Source organism: Alphaproteobacteria bacterium, assembly GCA_017308135.1.
In the GTDB taxonomy this organism is placed as follows: Bacteria; Pseudomonadota; Alphaproteobacteria; order CACIAM-22H2; family CACIAM-22H2; genus Tagaea.
Genome location: JAFKFM010000006.1, coordinates 22,332 through 38,058, shown reverse-complemented (window position 1 = coordinate 38,058; position 15,727 = coordinate 22,332). Strand labels below are relative to the sequence as shown.

The 15,727-nt window shown below is 66.4% G+C and carries 14 protein-coding genes; 10 read left to right on the top strand and 4 right to left on the bottom strand.

Features of this window, described 5'->3' with window-relative positions; all coding sequences use genetic code 11:
• Positions 1-271: 271 nt before the first annotated feature.
• From J0H39_00400 to ptsP, 5 genes are all read left to right on the top strand, one after another.
• The gene (locus tag J0H39_00400) at positions 272-721 is read left to right on the top strand and encodes an HPr kinase/phosphatase C-terminal domain-containing protein (GenBank protein MBN9495185.1); all 450 of its coding nucleotides are present in this window, start codon (positions 272-274) and stop codon (positions 719-721) included.
• An 11-nt stretch (positions 722-732) separates the two neighbouring features.
• Positions 733-1,647: an RNase adapter RapZ gene (gene rapZ / locus J0H39_00395; GenBank protein ID MBN9495184.1), complete on the top strand. Its 915-nt coding sequence runs from the start codon at positions 733-735 to the stop codon at positions 1,645-1,647.
• Between the two features lie 29 nt (positions 1,648-1,676).
• Positions 1,677-2,105, top strand: coding sequence for a PTS sugar transporter subunit IIA (locus J0H39_00390; protein ID MBN9495183.1), 429 nt, complete (start codon positions 1,677-1,679; stop codon positions 2,103-2,105).
• Positions 2,102-2,395, top strand: coding sequence for an HPr family phosphocarrier protein (locus J0H39_00385; GenBank protein MBN9495182.1), 294 nt, complete (start codon positions 2,102-2,104; stop codon positions 2,393-2,395). Before J0H39_00390 ends, J0H39_00385 begins: the two co-directional genes overlap by 4 nt.
• Before the next feature lie 61 nt (positions 2,396-2,456).
• Positions 2,457-4,205, top strand: a complete 1,749-nt coding sequence (gene ptsP, locus J0H39_00380; GenBank protein ID MBN9495181.1) for a phosphoenolpyruvate--protein phosphotransferase — start codon at positions 2,457-2,459, stop codon at positions 4,203-4,205.
• Here the strand turns inward: ptsP and J0H39_00375 are convergent.
• From J0H39_00375 to J0H39_00365, 3 genes are read right to left on the bottom strand one after another with little or no spacing between them, the layout of a single operon-like run.
• Entirely contained in the window at positions 4,202-4,615 is a 414-nt protein-coding gene (locus tag J0H39_00375) for a response regulator (GenBank protein MBN9495180.1), read from the bottom strand. The two genes, ptsP and J0H39_00375, sit on opposite strands and share 4 nt — an antisense overlap.
• A gap of 19 nt (positions 4,616-4,634) precedes the next feature.
• The gene (locus tag J0H39_00370) at positions 4,635-8,210 is read right to left on the bottom strand and encodes a PAS-domain containing protein (GenBank protein MBN9495179.1); all 3,576 of its coding nucleotides are present in this window, start codon (positions 8,208-8,210) and stop codon (positions 4,635-4,637) included.
• A gap of 26 nt (positions 8,211-8,236) precedes the next feature.
• Positions 8,237-8,683 carry a response regulator gene (locus J0H39_00365; GenBank protein MBN9495178.1) on the bottom strand — a complete coding sequence of 149 codons (447 nt, stop codon included), beginning with the start codon at positions 8,681-8,683 and terminating at the stop codon, positions 8,237-8,239.
• A 230-nt stretch (positions 8,684-8,913) separates the two neighbouring features.
• Between J0H39_00365 and J0H39_00360 the strand changes: the two genes are divergently transcribed.
• Positions 8,914-10,311: an adenosylhomocysteinase gene (locus tag J0H39_00360; GenBank protein MBN9495177.1), complete on the top strand. Its 1,398-nt coding sequence runs from the start codon at positions 8,914-8,916 to the stop codon at positions 10,309-10,311.
• Between the two features lie 97 nt (positions 10,312-10,408).
• Complete coding sequence (locus J0H39_00355; GenBank protein MBN9495176.1) at positions 10,409-12,421, top strand: PAS-domain containing protein; 2,013 nt, start codon at positions 10,409-10,411, stop codon at positions 12,419-12,421.
• Between the two features lie 9 nt (positions 12,422-12,430).
• Here the strand turns inward: J0H39_00355 and J0H39_00350 are convergent, their stop codons facing one another.
• Positions 12,431-13,444, bottom strand: a complete 1,014-nt coding sequence (locus tag J0H39_00350; protein MBN9495175.1) for an NAD(P)/FAD-dependent oxidoreductase — start codon at positions 13,442-13,444, stop codon at positions 12,431-12,433.
• A 77-nt stretch (positions 13,445-13,521) separates the two neighbouring features.
• Here J0H39_00350 and tsaE point away from each other — a divergent pair, with 77 nt between their 5' ends.
• The 3 genes from tsaE to J0H39_00335 are packed head-to-tail and all read left to right on the top strand — an operon-like array spanning position 13,522 to position 15,726.
• Entirely contained in the window at positions 13,522-14,001 is a 480-nt protein-coding gene (tsaE, locus tag J0H39_00345; GenBank protein ID MBN9495174.1) for a tRNA (adenosine(37)-N6)-threonylcarbamoyltransferase complex ATPase subunit type 1 TsaE, read from the top strand.
• Positions 13,991-15,007 carry a phosphotransferase gene (locus J0H39_00340; protein ID MBN9495173.1) on the top strand — a complete coding sequence of 339 codons (1,017 nt, stop codon included), beginning with the start codon at positions 13,991-13,993 and terminating at the stop codon, positions 15,005-15,007. The genes tsaE and J0H39_00340 overlap by 11 nt, the downstream gene beginning before the upstream one ends.
• The gene (locus J0H39_00335) at positions 15,004-15,726 is read left to right on the top strand and encodes a nucleotidyltransferase family protein (GenBank protein ID MBN9495172.1); all 723 of its coding nucleotides are present in this window, start codon (positions 15,004-15,006) and stop codon (positions 15,724-15,726) included. The genes J0H39_00340 and J0H39_00335 overlap by 4 nt, the downstream gene beginning before the upstream one ends.
• The last annotated feature ends 1 nt before the right edge of the window (position 15,727 follow it).

Genomic DNA, 15,727 nt, shown 5'->3' with positions numbered 1-15,727 from the left:
CGACAATGTGCCCGGACCGGATAGCGGCGTGGGCGCGCGCGACCGGCGGGACGAATCCGTCCTCTACCCGGGTCAGCAATCGAGTTTCTGATTAACCATGGTTAACGCGGATCGAAGCTAAGCTCCGATTTCGGATGCTTAATATATTGTAATAAATGATATTTCAGTTCTTTTCAGTCCGATTTTGCCCATCGTTCGGACATGCCCATTTGCTGTGCATAAGCACCGAGTCGGATTGACAAGCCCCTACAAAGCCTCCACCCTTTTTGCGGTGCCAACGGCCTCGACCCTTCAACTGCACGCGAGCTGTGTCCAAGTCGCCGGGATCGGCGTTTTATTGTGCGGTGCATCGGGCAGCGGGAAATCCGACCTGGCTTTAAGGATGATCCAAACAGAAGCGCGTTTGATAGCGGATGACCGCGTCGATCTGACGCGCGAGGACGGCGATCTGGTGGCGCGATGCCCCCGGTCGATCCAGGGGCTTTTGGAAGTACGGGGTGTGGGTATCGTGCGCGTCGAAACCGAAGCATCGGCCAAAATCGGCCTCGCGATCGATCTGGTCGGGCGCGACAAGGTCGAACGCCTGCCTTCCGCCCGCACGCGCGACTATCTGGGCGTGGCCGTGCCGCTGCTCGCCCTCGACCCGTTTGAGATTTCGGCTGCCGCCAAGGTCGCGGTCGCGGCGAAGCAAGCCGCCGCCGGCACGTTGTTCGCCGTCTGAGCATCCATCCCATGGCCGTCGCCCTTTCCGCCTCCAACGACACCGACCGTGCCCCGGCGCAGCGCCGCGTGGTGCTGGTGACGGGGTTATCGGGAGCGGGGCGCTCCACCGCTTTGCGCGCGCTGGAGGATCAGGGCTACGAGGCGGTCGATAATCTGCCGCTGACGCTGCTCGCCAATCTGGTGCTGCCCGACGCGAGCGATCCCAAGGCGCGGCCGCTGGCGATCGGCGTGGATGCGCGCACCCGCGATTTCGACGTGCCCGCCTTCGTCGCGGCCGTCGATCGCTTGGTCGCGGAAAAAAGCCTCGCCGCGCGTTTGCTCTATCTCGATTGCGAGGACGAGACGCTGGCGCGCCGTTTCACCGAAACGCGCCGTCGCCATCCGCTCGCCGCCGACCGGCCGCTGGCCGACGGCATCAAGGCCGAACGCCGCCTGCTCGAACCCTTGCGCGCGCGCGCGGATAAGGTGATCGACACGACGGCGCTATCGGCCCACCAGCTCAAACATCTCGTGCAGGACGGTTTCGCGCTCGACGCGCCGCAAGGTTTGGCGCTGTCGGTCGTCAGCTTCGCCTATCGCAACGGTTTGCCGCGCGAAGCCGACCTCGTCTTCGACGTGCGCTTCCTGTCGAACCCCCATTACCGGCCGGATCTGAAGCCCTTGTCGGGCAAGGATGCGGCGGTCGCGCAATTCGTCGAGCGCGACCCGGGCTTCCCCGCGTTTTTCGACGGACTCTCGGACATGATCCTCGCCCTGCTGCCGCGCTTCGAGGCGGAGGGCAAATCCTATCTCACCGTCGCCGTGGGTTGCACGGGCGGCCGGCATCGTTCGGTCTTCGTGGCCGAACGTCTCGCCGCGCGCCTCGCGCAAGGCGGCCGGCGGGTGACCCTGCTTCACCGCGATCTCGATCGCGGGGCGGGTTGAGTGAAGACAGCGCAAGGACGCTTTCCAGAATGATCGGTCTCGTTCTCGTCACCCATGGTCGCCTCGCGGCGGAATTCATCTCCGCCCTCGAGCATGTCGTCGGCCCGCAAAAGAACGTCCTCGCCGTTTGTATCGGCCCCGAAGACGACATGGAGCAGCGCCGCGCCGAGATCCTCGACGCGGTCGCCAAATGCGACACCGGGGCGGGCGTGGTGGTCCTCACCGACATGTTCGGCGGCACGCCGTCGAACCTCGCCATTTCGATCATGGATCGCGCGCGCGTCGAAGTGATCGCCGGCATGAACCTGCCGATGCTCATCAAGCTCGCCTCCGTGCGCAATACCGAGCCGCTCGCCGCCGCCGTGCAGTGCGCGCGCGAAGCGGGCCGCAAATACATCAACGTCGCTTCGCAGCTGCTGGCGGGCGAGGTCAAAGCCGCCGCCGGCGGGGCGCGATGAGCGATCCGGCCGTTTCGCGCGCCACCGTTTCACGCGATTGCCTGATCGGCAATATGCGCGGGCTTCACGCCCGCGCCGCGGCGAAGTTCGTGAAGCTCGCCGGCGAGTTCGAATCCGATATCCAGGTCACCAAGGGCGCCAACACCGTCTCGGGTCTGTCGATCATGGGCCTGATGATGCTTTCGGCGGGCAAAGGCTGTACCGTGAAGGTCAGCGCCACGGGATCGGACGCGCCCAAAGCGGTCGAAGCGATCGCCGCGTTGATCGCCGCCAAATTCGACGAGGATTGATATGCCCCCCGCTCGCCCGGCGTCGCGTGGATCCAAGCCGCGCAAGACCCGCGGCGAAGGGATGGCCGTGTTCGAGGGGCTTGGCGTCTCGCCCGGCATCGCGATCGGTCCCGCTTACGTCCACGGCGTGGAGGCGTTCGCGATCGCCGAATGCGGCGTCGCACCCGACCAGGTCGAAGGCGAGCTGAAGCGCTTTCGCGCGGGCGTGGACGTCAGTCTCAAGCAGCTCGCTAAGCTCAAGCGCAAGACGGCCGCCTTGCCCCCCGAAGCGGCCGAAGAGCTTGGCCATTTGCTCGACGCGCATGCGCAAATGCTGTCCCAATCGCGCCTCGTGCGCGGCGTGGAAAAGCGCATCGCCGAAAATCTGCTGATGTCCGAAAGTGCCGTGCGCGCCGAAGCCGACGCGATCGCCGAAGCGTTCGAGGCAATGGACGATTCCTATCTCGCCCAGCGCGTGCAGGAAGTGCGCGAAGTCGCCGGGCGCCTGTTGCGCAACCTTACCCAAACGCCGTGGGGCGCATTCAAGAACGTTCCCAATGGCGCGATCGTGGTGGCCGAGGAAATCACCCCCGCCGATACGGCGGTGATGGATCCCGAAACGATCGGCGGCTTCGCCACGATGATCGGCGGGCGCGAAGGCCATACGGCGATCATGGCGCGCGCCTTGGGCTTGCCCGCCGTTTTGGGCGTGCCCGAACTCGTCGGCGCGGTGAAGCCGGGCGACGCCGTCATTCTGGATGGCGAGGCCGGGCGCGTGATCGTGCGCCCCACGCCGGCCACACTCGCCAAGTACGAAAAGAAGCGCCAGGAATTCGAAAAGGCCGAGCGGCGCTTGGCGCGCACCGCGAAACTGCCCGCGATCACCAAGGATTCGGTGCCGTTCACGTTGCTCGCCAATCTCGAACTGCCGCGCGAGGTCGATCTCGCCGTCGCCTCGGGGGCGGCGGGCGTGGGTTTGCTGCGCAGCGAATTCCTGTTCATGAACCGCGACGACGTGCCGGGCGAGGACGAGCAATTCGAACAGCTCGCCCAAATCCTGCGCGGCATGAACGGCAAGCTCGTGACCGTACGCACGCTCGATGTCGGCGGCGAAAAACTCGCCTCGGCGCTGGGCGACCTCTCGCCCGGCCCGAACCCGGCTTTGGGCCTGCGCGCGATCCGCTTGGGGCTGAAGCGGCCCGAATTGCTCGACACGCAACTCGCCGCGATTTTGCGCGCCGCGATGGTCGGGCCGTTGCGCATTCTCGTGCCGATGATCTCCACGCCCGACGAAATGGTCGCGGTGCGCGAAGCGCTCGCCAAGGCCGCGCGGCGATTGGTACGAAAGGGTGTCGCGATCCCCGATCCGTTGCCGCCCTTGGGCGCGATGATCGAAGTGCCGGGGGCGGCGCTGACGGCCGACGCCTTGGCGCGGGTGTGCGATTTCTTCGCGCTCGGCACCAACGATTTGACGATGTACACGCTCGCCATCGATCGCGGCGACGAGCAGGTGGCGCATCTCTACAACCCGCTGCATCCCGCGGTGCTGCGCTTGATCCAGTTCACGGCGGAAGCGGCGTTGCGCAACCGCATTCCGGTGTCGATCTGCGGCGAGATCGCGGGCGATCCGCGCTACACCGCGTTACTCGCGGGGCTCGGTATCCGCGAGTTGTCGATGTCGCCCACCAAAATCGCGCGCGTCAAAAGCCGCGTGCGCGCTCTCGACCTTTCCGCCGCCACGCAACGCGCCCGCGCGGTGATGGACGAATCCGACGCCGCGCGCATCGCCGCGCTGGTCGATGGTTTCAACGATTCCTTCGGAACGGATTAGGCCGAAGCGCCCGGCAGCTTCAGCGTCGTCGCGATGCGCCCCGACAGCTTGTCCGGCACGACGGGCTTGAGCACATAGCCCGCCGCCTTCATCGTCATCGCGCGTTTGACGGTTTCGCTGTCGGCCGATCCGGTGATGAAGATGACCGGCGTGTCCGACAGCGGCGGAATGAATTCCTTGCGCAGCCGTTCGAGGAACTGCAGGCCGCCGACCGGCTTCATGCCGATATCGCACAACACCACGCCGCATTGGGGCATCGCCTTCAGCGTCTGCAGCGCCGCTTCGCCGTCGGCGGCCTCCTTCACCTCGACGAAGCCCATCGCGCGCAACATGCGCACGATCGACCGGCGTACGAAGGCGTCGTCCTCGACGACCAGCACGGCGAAGGCGGAAAACTCGGGTCTGTACATGGCGGATATTCCCGTTTTCTTATAGGGCGGCGACCGCGCGCGCGACGCGGTCGAGCGTGGAGCGCAGCGCGCCGGCGAGCGACGCCGCGGTGACGAAATCGTCCTGTTTGACCGAATCCTCGATCGCCTGCATCAACGCGGCGAGTTCGCGCGCCCCGGCCGTGCGCGCCGCACCCTTGGCCGAATGCGCGGTTTCGCGCGCCGTGCGCGCGTCGCGCGCTTCGACGGCGACGACGATGCGGCGCACGTAATCCTCGGTCGTTTCGATGAACAGCTGCAAATCCTCGCGCAAGCCGTCGTCGATGGCGCCCAGTGTGGCGACAAGATGGGCGAGATCGAGCACCGTATGATCGTCGGCCGGCGGCAGCACGCTGTCGACCATCGCCGCCATTTCCGCTTCCGCCGAATCGCGATCGGGCAGCCAGCGGCGCAGCACGCGCGCGAGCTGAGCGAGAGTGAGGGGCTTGGCGCAGAAATCGTCCATGCCGGCTTCGAAGCTGCGCTCGGCCTCGCCGCGCAACGCGTTGGCGGTCAGCGCCACGATCGGCGTGCGCTTGGCGCCGGTCGAAGTCTCGATCGCGCGGATCGCACGCGTGGCGTCCAGCCCGTCCATCTCGGGCATGTGATGGTCCATCAGCACCAGCGCGTAGCGGCCGGTCTTGGCCATCTCCAGCGCTTCCAGCCCGTTGACCGCGATATCGGCCGCACAGCCGAGCTGTTCGAGCTGCTTGCGCACCACGCGCTGGTTGGTCGGATTATCCTCCGCCACCAGCACCAGATGGCCGCGGCGCAAAGCCGTTTCGCGGGTGCCCGGCGACAGCAGGCGATGGCGTCCGACTTCGATGTCGCTTTGCACGACCAAGGCCGGATCGCACTCATCGAGCTTCACGTCGAAGCGGAAGGTCGAGCCTTCGCCCGGCCGGCTATCGATCTCGATCCGGCTGCCCATCATCTCGACGATGCCGCGGCAGATCGACAGACCTAACCCCGTACCGCCATATTTGCGCGTGGTCGAAGTGTCGGCCTGATGGAAGGCGGAGAATAGCCGCGCTTGCTGTTCCGCCGTCATGCCGATGCCCGTGTCGCGGATCTCGAAACGCCAGGTTCCGGGAACGGGCGCATGCGTGACCGCGACGTCGATCTCGCCCGCCTCGGTGAACTTGACCGCGTTGCCGATCAGGTTGAACAGCACTTGGCGCAAGCGCAGCGCGTCGCCGAACACGGCCTCGGGCAAGCCTTCGTCGACGCGGCTCGCCAAGCGCAGGCCCTTGGCCGAGGCGGCGGGTTCCAGCGCGTTGACCACGGTTTCGATCACGCGGCGCGGGGCGATCGGCACGGATTCGAGTTCCAGCTTGCCCGCTTCGATTTTCGAGAAATCGAGAATGTCGCCGATGATCTGGATCAGACTCTGTGCCGCTTCGTGGGCGATACCCGCAAGCTCGGCCTGATCGGCGGTCAAAGGCTGGCGGCGCAGCAATTCCAGCGTGCCGATCACGCCGTTGAGCGGCGTGCGGATCTCGTGGCTCATCACCGCAAGGAACTCCGACTTCGCGCGCGCGGCTTCTTCCGCCGCTTGCGCGGCGTCGCGCAACGCTTGTTCCAGCTTGCGCCGCTCGCCGATATCGATCGACACGGTCAACACGCCGGTGATCTCGCCCGCATCGTCGCGCACGGCGGTTTTGGTCGTCAGCCACGCGCGATGGCGGCCGTCGGCGTCGATGTTTTCGAAATCGTAGACGATCGTGCCGCGCCGCCCGTCCAGAATCTCGACGTCGAGATCCTCGTTGCGCACGACCTGCGTGGCGCTGGGCGTGAGCGGTACGAGATCGGCGAGGCGCTTGCCGATCGCGGTGCGCCGGTCGAAGCCGAAGACTTCTGCCTGATAGCGGTTGAACATCGTGTAGCGCAGATCGCGGCCTTTGACGTTCACATTGGCCGGCATCGCGTCGATGACCGATTCCAGGAAGTCGCGCGCCTGCTTGGCCGCGCGCTCGCTTTCGCGCGTGCGCGTCACGTCCGTAAAGGTATAAACCACGCCGCCTTCCGGGATCGGGCGCACGCGCACTTCCAGCGCGCTGCCGCCGGCCCCGGCCAGCTCGAACGCTTGCGCTTGGCCGTTGCGCGCGATGGCGATGCGCTCGGCGATCGCCGCCGCGCGCCGTCCCGGATCGGCGATATGCGCTTCGAAATAGGCGCGGATGATGTCTTCGATCGGCGTGCCGCGCCGGGCGGCGGCGGCGGGCAAGCCCAGCATCTGGGCGAAGCGCGAATTGGCGATCTGCAATTCGTAATTCGCGTCGAGCAGCGCCAAGCCTTGATCCATGTTGTCGAGGCTGGCGCGCAACACCGTTTCCGCGCGCTGGATTTCCGACATGGCTTGGCGGAACACTTCCGTCGCGCGCGCCATGCGGCCGATCTCGTTGCCGAAATCGAGATAGGGGATGGCCGTGTCGATGCGCCCCGCCGACACGTCCTCCAGTGCCCGCGCGATGTCGCGCACCGGGCCGGTGGTCAGCCGCGCCACCGCCAGCGCCGACAACAGGCCCAGCACCGCGCCGATGACGATCAGCGCCAAGCCTTGCCCGCCCATATCGGTCACGCGCCGTTCGACCAGCGTGACGAGACCGGCTTCGGCGTTGGCGGCAAGGGCGCGCAAGCGCTCCGTCAATTGCTCGATCTCGCGGCCTTCCGCGTCGATGCCGCGTGCGACGAGTCCTTCGGCGCTTTCGGCCGCGAGGCGCACGGCGCGGGCTCCGCGCGCGACCTCGGCGATTTCCGACGCGAGATCGGCATCGACCGCGTTGCGGCCCCATTCCAATGCCGCCAGCGCCACGTCGAGCCGCGCGGAAAGATCGGCGCGCCCGCGTTCGGCCTGATAGGCGAGGGAGAGGGTGCGCGTTTCGATCAGCGCGTCGCGCAACCCGTTGGCGCGCGCCGCCCCGGCCGCATCGCGCTGGGCCGACCGCGTCGCCGCGATGTCGCGTAAGTTCAATTCCGCCTGTTCGGCGATCAGCGCCAAACGTTCATAGGCGATGTTTCGGTCGGCTTGCAGCCCGGCCGCCTGCTCGAACACGTTGCCGAATCGCGCGAGGCCCTCGCGCGTGGCTTCCAGCACCGCGGCGCGCTCGCCCGCCCGTTCGCCGCGTTTGGCGTCGGCGACCAGCTCGGCCATGTCGGCGAGTTTGACGCGCGCGATCGCGGCATGGCTGGGGTCGCCCGAACTCAGAAATTCGCGCACCGACAAGCGAAGCTGGCCCAGCGATCGGTCGATCGTGTTCGCCGTATCGGCGACTTCCTTCAACGTGCGCAGGCGCGCGAATTCCGCGCCGATCTCGCGCGTCTGGACGATGCCCGTGACGATCGACGCGATCAGTACGCCGACCAGCGCGCCGAAGCCCAGCAGCGTCATCGCCAGGATGGACAACCGCCCGCCGCCCGCACCGCCCGCCAGCACGGGCGCGTCGCGCACCGACAGGCGCACCATCTTTTCCGCCGGGATCTGCTCGGCCGCGCGGTCGCGGTCGCGCTCCTCGTCGGATTTGCTGCGCGCAGGCGCGCCGCGCAGCGTGAAATATCCCTCCTGGCCGTCGTTCATGCGCCCGATCGTTCCCCCCGCGGCTTTTATCCGGATGCCGTTTCGTTCAGGTTCAAGATCTGCGCCAGCCGCGCCGAAAGCTTCTCGGCCGCGACCGGCTTCAGCACGTAACCGGCCGGGCGCAGCTGCTTGGCTTTACCGACGGTCTCGACGTCGCCATGGCCGGTGACGAACACGACCGGCACGTCGCGCGCGGGCGGCTGCAATTCGGTGCGCACGCGCTCCAGGAATTTTAGCCCGCCGACCGGCGCCATCGAAATGTCCGACAGCACCACGTCGCAATGCGCCATGGATTTTAGCGCCGTAATCCCGGCCTCGCCGTCGGCGGCCTCGTGGATCTGGTAGAAGCCGATATTGCGCAGCATCTGGATCAGGTTGCGGCGCATGACCGGATCGTCCTCGACGACCAGGATCGGATAGGCGGCGAATTCGACGCGGTAAGGCGGCTTCTGGCTCATCGGCGGACCGGTCATGTGGGGCGCGGGAATCGGGATATGGCGGGGACTTGACGCCGCAGCATAAGCGCACGGCACCCGGCTCCGCCATAGCCGGAATTGTTTCGTTGTTTTAAGGGCTTGGCGCAGCGCCCTTTTCGTATTGAGGGGGGCGGGGGCGGCGGTTATAAGCCTCGCCTTGGAATTCCCCGCCGGGTCCGCGCGTTGAACGCGCTCGATCCCGCCTTTTCACCGGAGAAACGCCGCACATGGCCGATTATATCGTCAAGGACATCTCGCTCGCCGAATGGGGCCGCAAGGAACTGTCGATTGCGGAATCCGAAATGCCGGGCCTGATGGCCATCCGCGCCGAATACGGCAAGGCGCAGCCCTTGAAGGGTGCCCGCATCGCCGGCTCGCTGCACATGACGATTCAGACCGGCGTGCTGATCGAAACGCTGAAGGCGCTGGGTGCCGACGTGCGCTGGGCCTCGTGCAACATCTTCTCGACCCAGGATCACGCCGCGGCGGCGATCGCCGTCGCCGGCACGCCGGTTTTCGCCATCAAGGGCGAAACGCTGGTCGAATATTGGGATTACACCCACAAGATCTTCGAGTGGGCCGATGGCGGCGTGCCGAACATGATCCTGGACGACGGCAGCGACGCCACGCTGCTGATCCATCTCGGCATCAAGGCGGAGAAGGACCTCAAGGTCGTCTCCAACCCGACGAACGAGGAAGAGGAAGTCCTCTACGCCGCGATCAAGAAGCGCGTGAAGGAACAGCCGGGCTGGTATTCGAAGGTCGGCGCCTCGGTGCGCGGCGTGACCGAGGAAACGACGACCGGCGTGCATCGCCTCTATCAGATGGAAAAGGACGGCTCGCTGCTGTTCCCGGCCATCAACGTCAACGACTCGGTCACCAAGTCGAAGTTCGACAACCTGTATGGCTGCCGTGAATCGCTGGTCGATGCGATCCGCCGCGCGACCGACGTGATGATGTCGGGCAAGGTCGCCGTCGTCGCCGGCTTCGGCGACGTGGGCAAGGGCTCGGCCGCGTCGCTGCGCCAGTCGGGTGCCCGCGTGCTCGTCACCGAAATCGATCCGATCTGCGCGTTGCAGGCGGCGATGGAAGGCTACGAGGTCGTGACGATGGAAGACGCCGCCCCGCGCGGCGACATCTTCGTGACGGCGACGGGCAATATCGACGTCATCACGGTGGACCACATGCGCGCGATGAAGGATCGCGCGATCGTGTGCAACATCGGCCACTTCGACAGCGAGATCCAGGTCGCGGGTCTGCGGAATTTCAAGTGGAACAACATCAAGCCGCAGGTCGACGAGATCGAGCTGTCGTCGGGCAAGCGCATCCTGCTGCTCGCCGAAGGCCGCCTCGTGAACCTGGGCTGCGCCACGGGCCATCCCAGCTTCGTGATGTCGTCGTCGTTCTCGAACCAGACGCTCGCCCAGATCGAGCTGTGGACCAAGCGCGACGCCGGTATCTACAAGAACAAGGTCTACACGCTGCCCAAGACCCTCGACGAAAAGGTCGCGGCCCTGCACTTGGAAAAGATCGGCGTGAAGCTCTCGAAGCTTACCCCGGCCCAGGCCAAGTACATCAACGTGACCCAGCAGGGTCCGTTCAAGGCCGACCACTACCGCTACTAAGTCTTCCGCTTCGGCGTAAGACCGAACGGCCGGCGGGGCGACCCGCCGGCCGTTTTCGTTTGGCGCGACGCGGGGGGCCTCCCTACACTCCCGGCCCATGGAGTTCGCCCTTGCCGCCTTGGCGTTGGCACTGGCCGCCGCCCTTTATTGGGCGTGGCGCGAACGCGGCCGTGCCGCGGCCGCCGAGGCGCGCGCGGCCCAGGCCGAAAGCGAAAAGCGCGAGATTTCGGTGCGCGCCAATCTCCAGCGCGTCGAACGCGAAGCGGCGGAAGACGCGCTGCGCCGCCTCGAATCCGCGCTCGACGCGTTGCCCGTCCCCATGTGGCGGCGCGATCCCGAACAGCGCGTCGTGTGGTGCAACATCGCCTATGCCGATGCGGGCGGGGCGGAGCGCAACGATTTCATCGACGGCATCGCCAAGCTGGGCGGCGACGCGATCGCGCGCAAGCTGTCGGCCCTCGCGCGCTTGGCGCTGGCCGCGCGCACGTCGCAAAGCGATTCGGGCCATTTGATCGTCGCGGGCGCGCGCCGGCTTTATGATTTCGTCGAGGCGCCCTTGCCCGATGGCGGCACGATCGGCATGGCGGTCGACCAGACTGAGCGCGAGGAAGGCGGGATCGAGCTTGCCCGCCATATCGGCGCGCAAGGCACGGTCTTGGAAACCATGCCGGTCGCGATCGCGATTTTCGGCGCGGACAAGCGGCTCAAATACGCGAACTCGGCCTATGCGCGGCTTTGGCGCGTCGACGAGGATTGGCTGGCGACCGAGCCCGAATACGGCGAAGTGCTGGAAAGTTTGCGCGAGCGCCGCCGCCTGCCGGAATTCGCCGATTTCCGCATGTTCAAGCGCCAGCGCGTGGCGCTGTTCGATTCGATCTTCGAGCCGATCGACGAATTGATGTATCTGCCCGACGGCACGACGCTGCGCGAGCGCTGCCTGGCGCATCCGCTCGGCGGCTTGCTGTTCGCGTTCGAAGACGTGACCGACCGGCTCACGCTCGAACGCTCCTACAACACCCTCATCGCCGTGCAGCGCGCCACGCTCGACAACCTTCAGGAAGGGGTCGCGGTGTTCGGGTCGGACGGCAAGATGAAGCTGCACAACCCGGCCTTTGCGCGCATTTGGGATATGCCCGAAGCCGCGTTGATCGCCGAGCCGCATATCGGCGAAGTAATCGATCTGATGCGGCCCTTCTACCCGGCCGACGAGGATTGGGAGGAGACGAAATCGCGCCTTGCCGACGATATCGGCGCGCGCGAACCGGTGCGCGCAAGGCTGGAACGCGCCGACGGGCGCATTCTCGATTACGCGCTGGTGCCGTTGCCCGACGGCGCCACGCAGCTTTCCTATCTCGACGTCACCGACACGATCCGCGTCGAGCGCGCCTTGCGCGAACGCGCCGAGGCGCTGGAAGCCGCCGACCGGCTCAAATCCGAATTCATCTCGACCGTGTCCTACGAGCTGCGCACGCCGCTCAATACCATCATCGGCTTCGCGGAAATGCTGTCGAAGCAGTATTTCGGCACGCTCAACGAACGCCAGGTCGAGTATTGCGACGATATTCTGTCGGCCTCGCAACGCCTGCTCGCGATCATCAACGACATTCTCGATCTCGCCTCGATCGACGCGGGCCGCATGACACTGGATTTGGCGCCCGTGCCTGTGCTCGGCCTGATGGAGGAAACGGCGCAGATCATGGCCGATCTGGCGCGCGAGCGCGATCTGTCGCTGGACGTGCGGATCCCGCGCGCTTTGCCCGATCTGCGCGCCGATCCGCGCCGCTTGAAACAGGCGTTGTGCAACCTCGTGTCCAACGCGATCAAGTTCACGCCGGCGGGCGGCAAGATCACGCTCTCGGCCGAAGGGGCGGGGCAATATGTGGCGCTGGCCGTCGCCGATACCGGCATGGGCATCGCGCCCGAAGATCAGTCGCGCGTGTTCAAGGAATTCGAGCGCGGCACCGCCCCCGATGCGCGGCGCATGGGGGCGGGGCTGGGTCTGTCGCTGGTGAAGCGCATCGTCGAATTGCACGGTGGCACGGTGCATCTCGCCTCGATGCCCGGCGACGGCACGACCGTCATGGCCCGCGTGCCGATTTGGAAGAATTGATCGGCGCGCTTACGCGCCCGGCACACCCGACGTCGTCGAATATTCGAAGTGATAGGTCTCGCCGGGATGGCAGATCGCGCGCGCCGCATGCGCCGCCGCCGCGGCTTCCGCGAAGCCCGACAGGATCAGCTTCAGCTTGCCGGGGTAATGCGCGATATCGCCGATGGCGAAAATGCCGGGTGCCGACGTCGCCGCCGTGCGCTGTTCGACCTTGATATGGGCCTTTTCGATATCGAGGCCCCATTCGGCGATCGGCCCCAGATTCATCGACAGGCCGAAAAAGGCGAGCAGCGCGTCCGCTTCCAGGCGGCGGGCCTTGCCGTCGAGATCCTTGAGGATGACGGCCTCGAGGGCCCCCGGCTCGCCTTCCAGCGAATCGAGCTGATAGGGCACGACCATGTCGATTTTGCCCGCATCGGCCAGCGCCTTGACCTTGGCGACCGAGTCGGGCGCGGCGCGGAACTTGTCGCGGCGATGCACAACCATCACGCGTGCCGCGACATCGGCCAAGCTCAGCGTCCAGTCGAGGGCCGAATCGCCGCCGCCCGCGATGGCGACTCGCTTGCCCCGGAACGCCTCGCGGCTGTTCACCAGGTAATGCACGCCTTTGTTTTCGAACTCGTCGATACGCGGCATCGGCGGTTTGTTGGGGCCGAACGCGCCCACGCCCGCCGCGATCAGCACCGCCTTGGCGACGATCACCGTGCCGGTCGAAGTTTCCAGGCGCCACGCATCGCCCTCGCGGGTCAGCTTTTCCACGCGCTGGCCAAGGTGATAGGTCGGCGAAAAGGGTGCTGCTTGCTCCTGCAATCGGGCGATCAGTTCGGCCGCCTCGATCTTGGGGTAGCCCGGAATGTCGTAAATCGGCTTTTCCGGGTAGAGCGCGGCGCATTGGCCGCCGGCGAAGTCCAGCGCGTCGATGACGTGGGTCTTCAGCTTCAGCATGCCGCATTCGAAAATGGCGAACAGGCCGACGGGGCCGGCGCCGATAATGGCGACATCGGTGGTGTGGATCTGGGACATGGCCGCCATTGATGGCCAAGCCGGGCGCGCTTTTCAACGGATTTTCGGACATAGGATTTCCGGGTAGAAGATTGCTCATGCTGGCCCCCACGCCGATTCGCGAATTGGACCTTCCGGACGCCGCCGCGACCCGGAAATTGGGCGCGTTGCTCGCGAAAGCGGCGCGTCCGCGCGACGCGATCGCCCTGGAAGGCGATTTGGGCATGGGAAAGACCGAATTCGCGCGGGGCTTCATCCATGCCCGCGCGGGCGCCGAGGTCGAAGTGCCGAGCCCGACTTTCACGTTGGTGCAGACCTACGACCTGCCCGGCGGGCCGATTTGGCATTTCGATCTGTATCGTCTCGCGGACCCGGATGAGATCTGGGAACTCGGCTGGGAAGCGGCGCGCGAAGGCGCCATCGCGTTGATCGAATGGCCGCAGCGCCTCGGGCCCTATTTGCCGGCGGATCGCTTGACGGTCGCGCTGTCGCAAGGCGCGGACGAAAATTCGCGCCACGCGATCGTCTCGGGTGGTGCCAATTGGGCCGGACGGCCGGAGCTGGCGCATGGCGGCTGAAACGCCCGTTCCGCGCAAGGCCGCGCGCGCCTTCTTGGACGCGCATGGGTGGGCGGGCATCCAGCCGACGCTGCTCGCCGACGACGCGAGTTTCCGCAAGTATTTCCGCCTGCGCGACGGCGATCGCCAAGCCGTGCTGATGGATGCGCCGCCGCCGCAGGAAGACGTGCGCCCCTTCGTGACGGTCGCGACGCATCTTTATCGCCTGGGCTTGTCGGCGCCGCGCATCGATGCGGCCGAGCCGCATGCCGGGTTCCTGCTGCTGGAGGATCTGGGCGACGACACCTTCACGCGCGCGCTGAAGGCGGGCGCCTCGGAAGCCGATCTTTACGCGCGCGCGGTCGATGCGCTGCTCGCGTTGCACGCGCATCCGGCGCAAACCCATGTCGATTGCCCGGCCTATGACGACGCCACACTCGATCGCGAGGCGTTGTTGCTGACCGATTGGTTCCTGCCCGAATGGGCGGGCAAACCGACCGATGCGGATGTGCGCGCCGCCTATCTCGCCGCGTGGCACGCGGTCTATCCGTTCGCCCGCGCGGGTGGCACAACGCTGGTCTTGCGCGATTATCACGTCGACAATCTCATCAGTCTCGACCGGCCCGGCATTCGCGGCTGCGGCTTGCTGGATTTCCAGGACGCGTTGATCGGCCCCGCCGCCTACGACCTGGCTAGTTTGATCGGCGATGCGCGGCGCGACGTGTCGCCCGCGGTGGTGCGCGCGTCGATCGACGCTTATCTATCGGCGCGGCCGCAAATCGATCGCGGTGCATTCGAAGCGGCGTTGGCGATCTTGTCGGCCCAGCGCAGCGCCAAGATCGCCGGGATTTTCGTGCGGCTGTTCCGGCGCGACGGCAAGCCGCAATATCTGAAACATATCGACCGCGTCTGGCGGCAATTGAACGCCGATCTGGCGCATCCGGCCTTGGCGCCGGTGCGCGCGTGGTTCGACGCGCATGTGCCCGCCGAATGGCGCGCGCGTCCGAAAGCGGAGATCGCGGCATGAGCGCCTTCGACACCGGCATGGTTCTGGCGGCGGGTTTGGGCAAGCGTATGCGCCCGCTGACCGACACCCTGCCCAAACCCATGGTGCCGGTCGCCGGGCGCGCGTTGATCGACCGCGTGATCGACCGCATGGCGGAGGCGGGCGTGCACCGCGTCGTCGCCAATCTCCACCATCATCGCGCCACGCTCGAAGCGCATGTGAAATCGCGCAAGGATGTGGCGATCGTCACGGTGCATGAGCCCGATCTATTGGAAACCGGCGGCGGCGTGTTGAACGCGCTGCCCGTGCTCGGGCCGGGCGCGTTCTTCTGCGCCAATGCCGATGTGCTGTGGTTCGACGGGCCGCGCCCGGCGCTGAAGCGTCTCGCCGATGCGTGGGACGACGGCGCCATGGATGTGCTGCTGTTGATGACCTCCGCCGCCACGGCGCGCGGCTACGAGGGGCGCGGCGATTATTTCGTCGATCCCAACGGCAAGGCGCGCCGCCGCCGCGATCCGGAGATCGCGCCCTTCGTTTACGCGGGCGTGCAGATCCTGCATCCGCGCGCATTGGCGGGTTTCGCCCCCGGCGCCTTCTCGCTCAACAAGGTCTACGACGCGGCGGAAGCCAAAGGCCGCCTCTGGTCGGTCGTGCATGACGGTTTGTGGTTCCATGTCGGCACGCCCGACAGCGTGACCGCGACCGAGCGCGAACTCGGCTGGTCGGCGAAGAAGGTCTAGT

Bases quoted from the DNA above. Each gene is read 5' to 3' on its own strand.
- J0H39_00375 (MBN9495180.1), bottom strand. From the start codon at position 4,615: ATGTACAGACCCGAGTTTTCCGCCTTCGCCGTGCTGGTCGTCGAGGAC.
- tsaE (MBN9495174.1), top strand. From the start codon at position 13,522: ATGCTGGCCCCCACGCCGATTCGCGAATTGGACCTTCCGGACGCCGCC.
- J0H39_00340 (MBN9495173.1), top strand. From the start codon at position 13,991: ATGGCGGCTGAAACGCCCGTTCCGCGCAAGGCCGCGCGCGCCTTCTTG.
- J0H39_00335 (MBN9495172.1), top strand. From the start codon at position 15,004: ATGAGCGCCTTCGACACCGGCATGGTTCTGGCGGCGGGTTTGGGCAAG.
- J0H39_00390 (MBN9495183.1), top strand. From the start codon at position 1,677: ATGATCGGTCTCGTTCTCGTCACCCATGGTCGCCTCGCGGCGGAATTC.
- J0H39_00360 (MBN9495177.1), top strand. From the start codon at position 8,914: ATGGCCGATTATATCGTCAAGGACATCTCGCTCGCCGAATGGGGCCGC.
- J0H39_00365 (MBN9495178.1), bottom strand. From the start codon at position 8,683: ATGACCGGTCCGCCGATGAGCCAGAAGCCGCCTTACCGCGTCGAATTC.
- rapZ (MBN9495184.1), top strand. From the start codon at position 733: ATGGCCGTCGCCCTTTCCGCCTCCAACGACACCGACCGTGCCCCGGCG.
- J0H39_00370 (MBN9495179.1), bottom strand. From the start codon at position 8,210: ATGAACGACGGCCAGGAGGGATATTTCACGCTGCGCGGCGCGCCTGCG.
- J0H39_00355 (MBN9495176.1), top strand. From the start codon at position 10,409: ATGGAGTTCGCCCTTGCCGCCTTGGCGTTGGCACTGGCCGCCGCCCTT.
- J0H39_00350 (MBN9495175.1), bottom strand. From the start codon at position 13,444: ATGTCCCAGATCCACACCACCGATGTCGCCATTATCGGCGCCGGCCCC.
- J0H39_00385 (MBN9495182.1), top strand. From the start codon at position 2,102: ATGAGCGATCCGGCCGTTTCGCGCGCCACCGTTTCACGCGATTGCCTG.
- ptsP (MBN9495181.1), top strand. From the start codon at position 2,457: ATGGCCGTGTTCGAGGGGCTTGGCGTCTCGCCCGGCATCGCGATCGGT.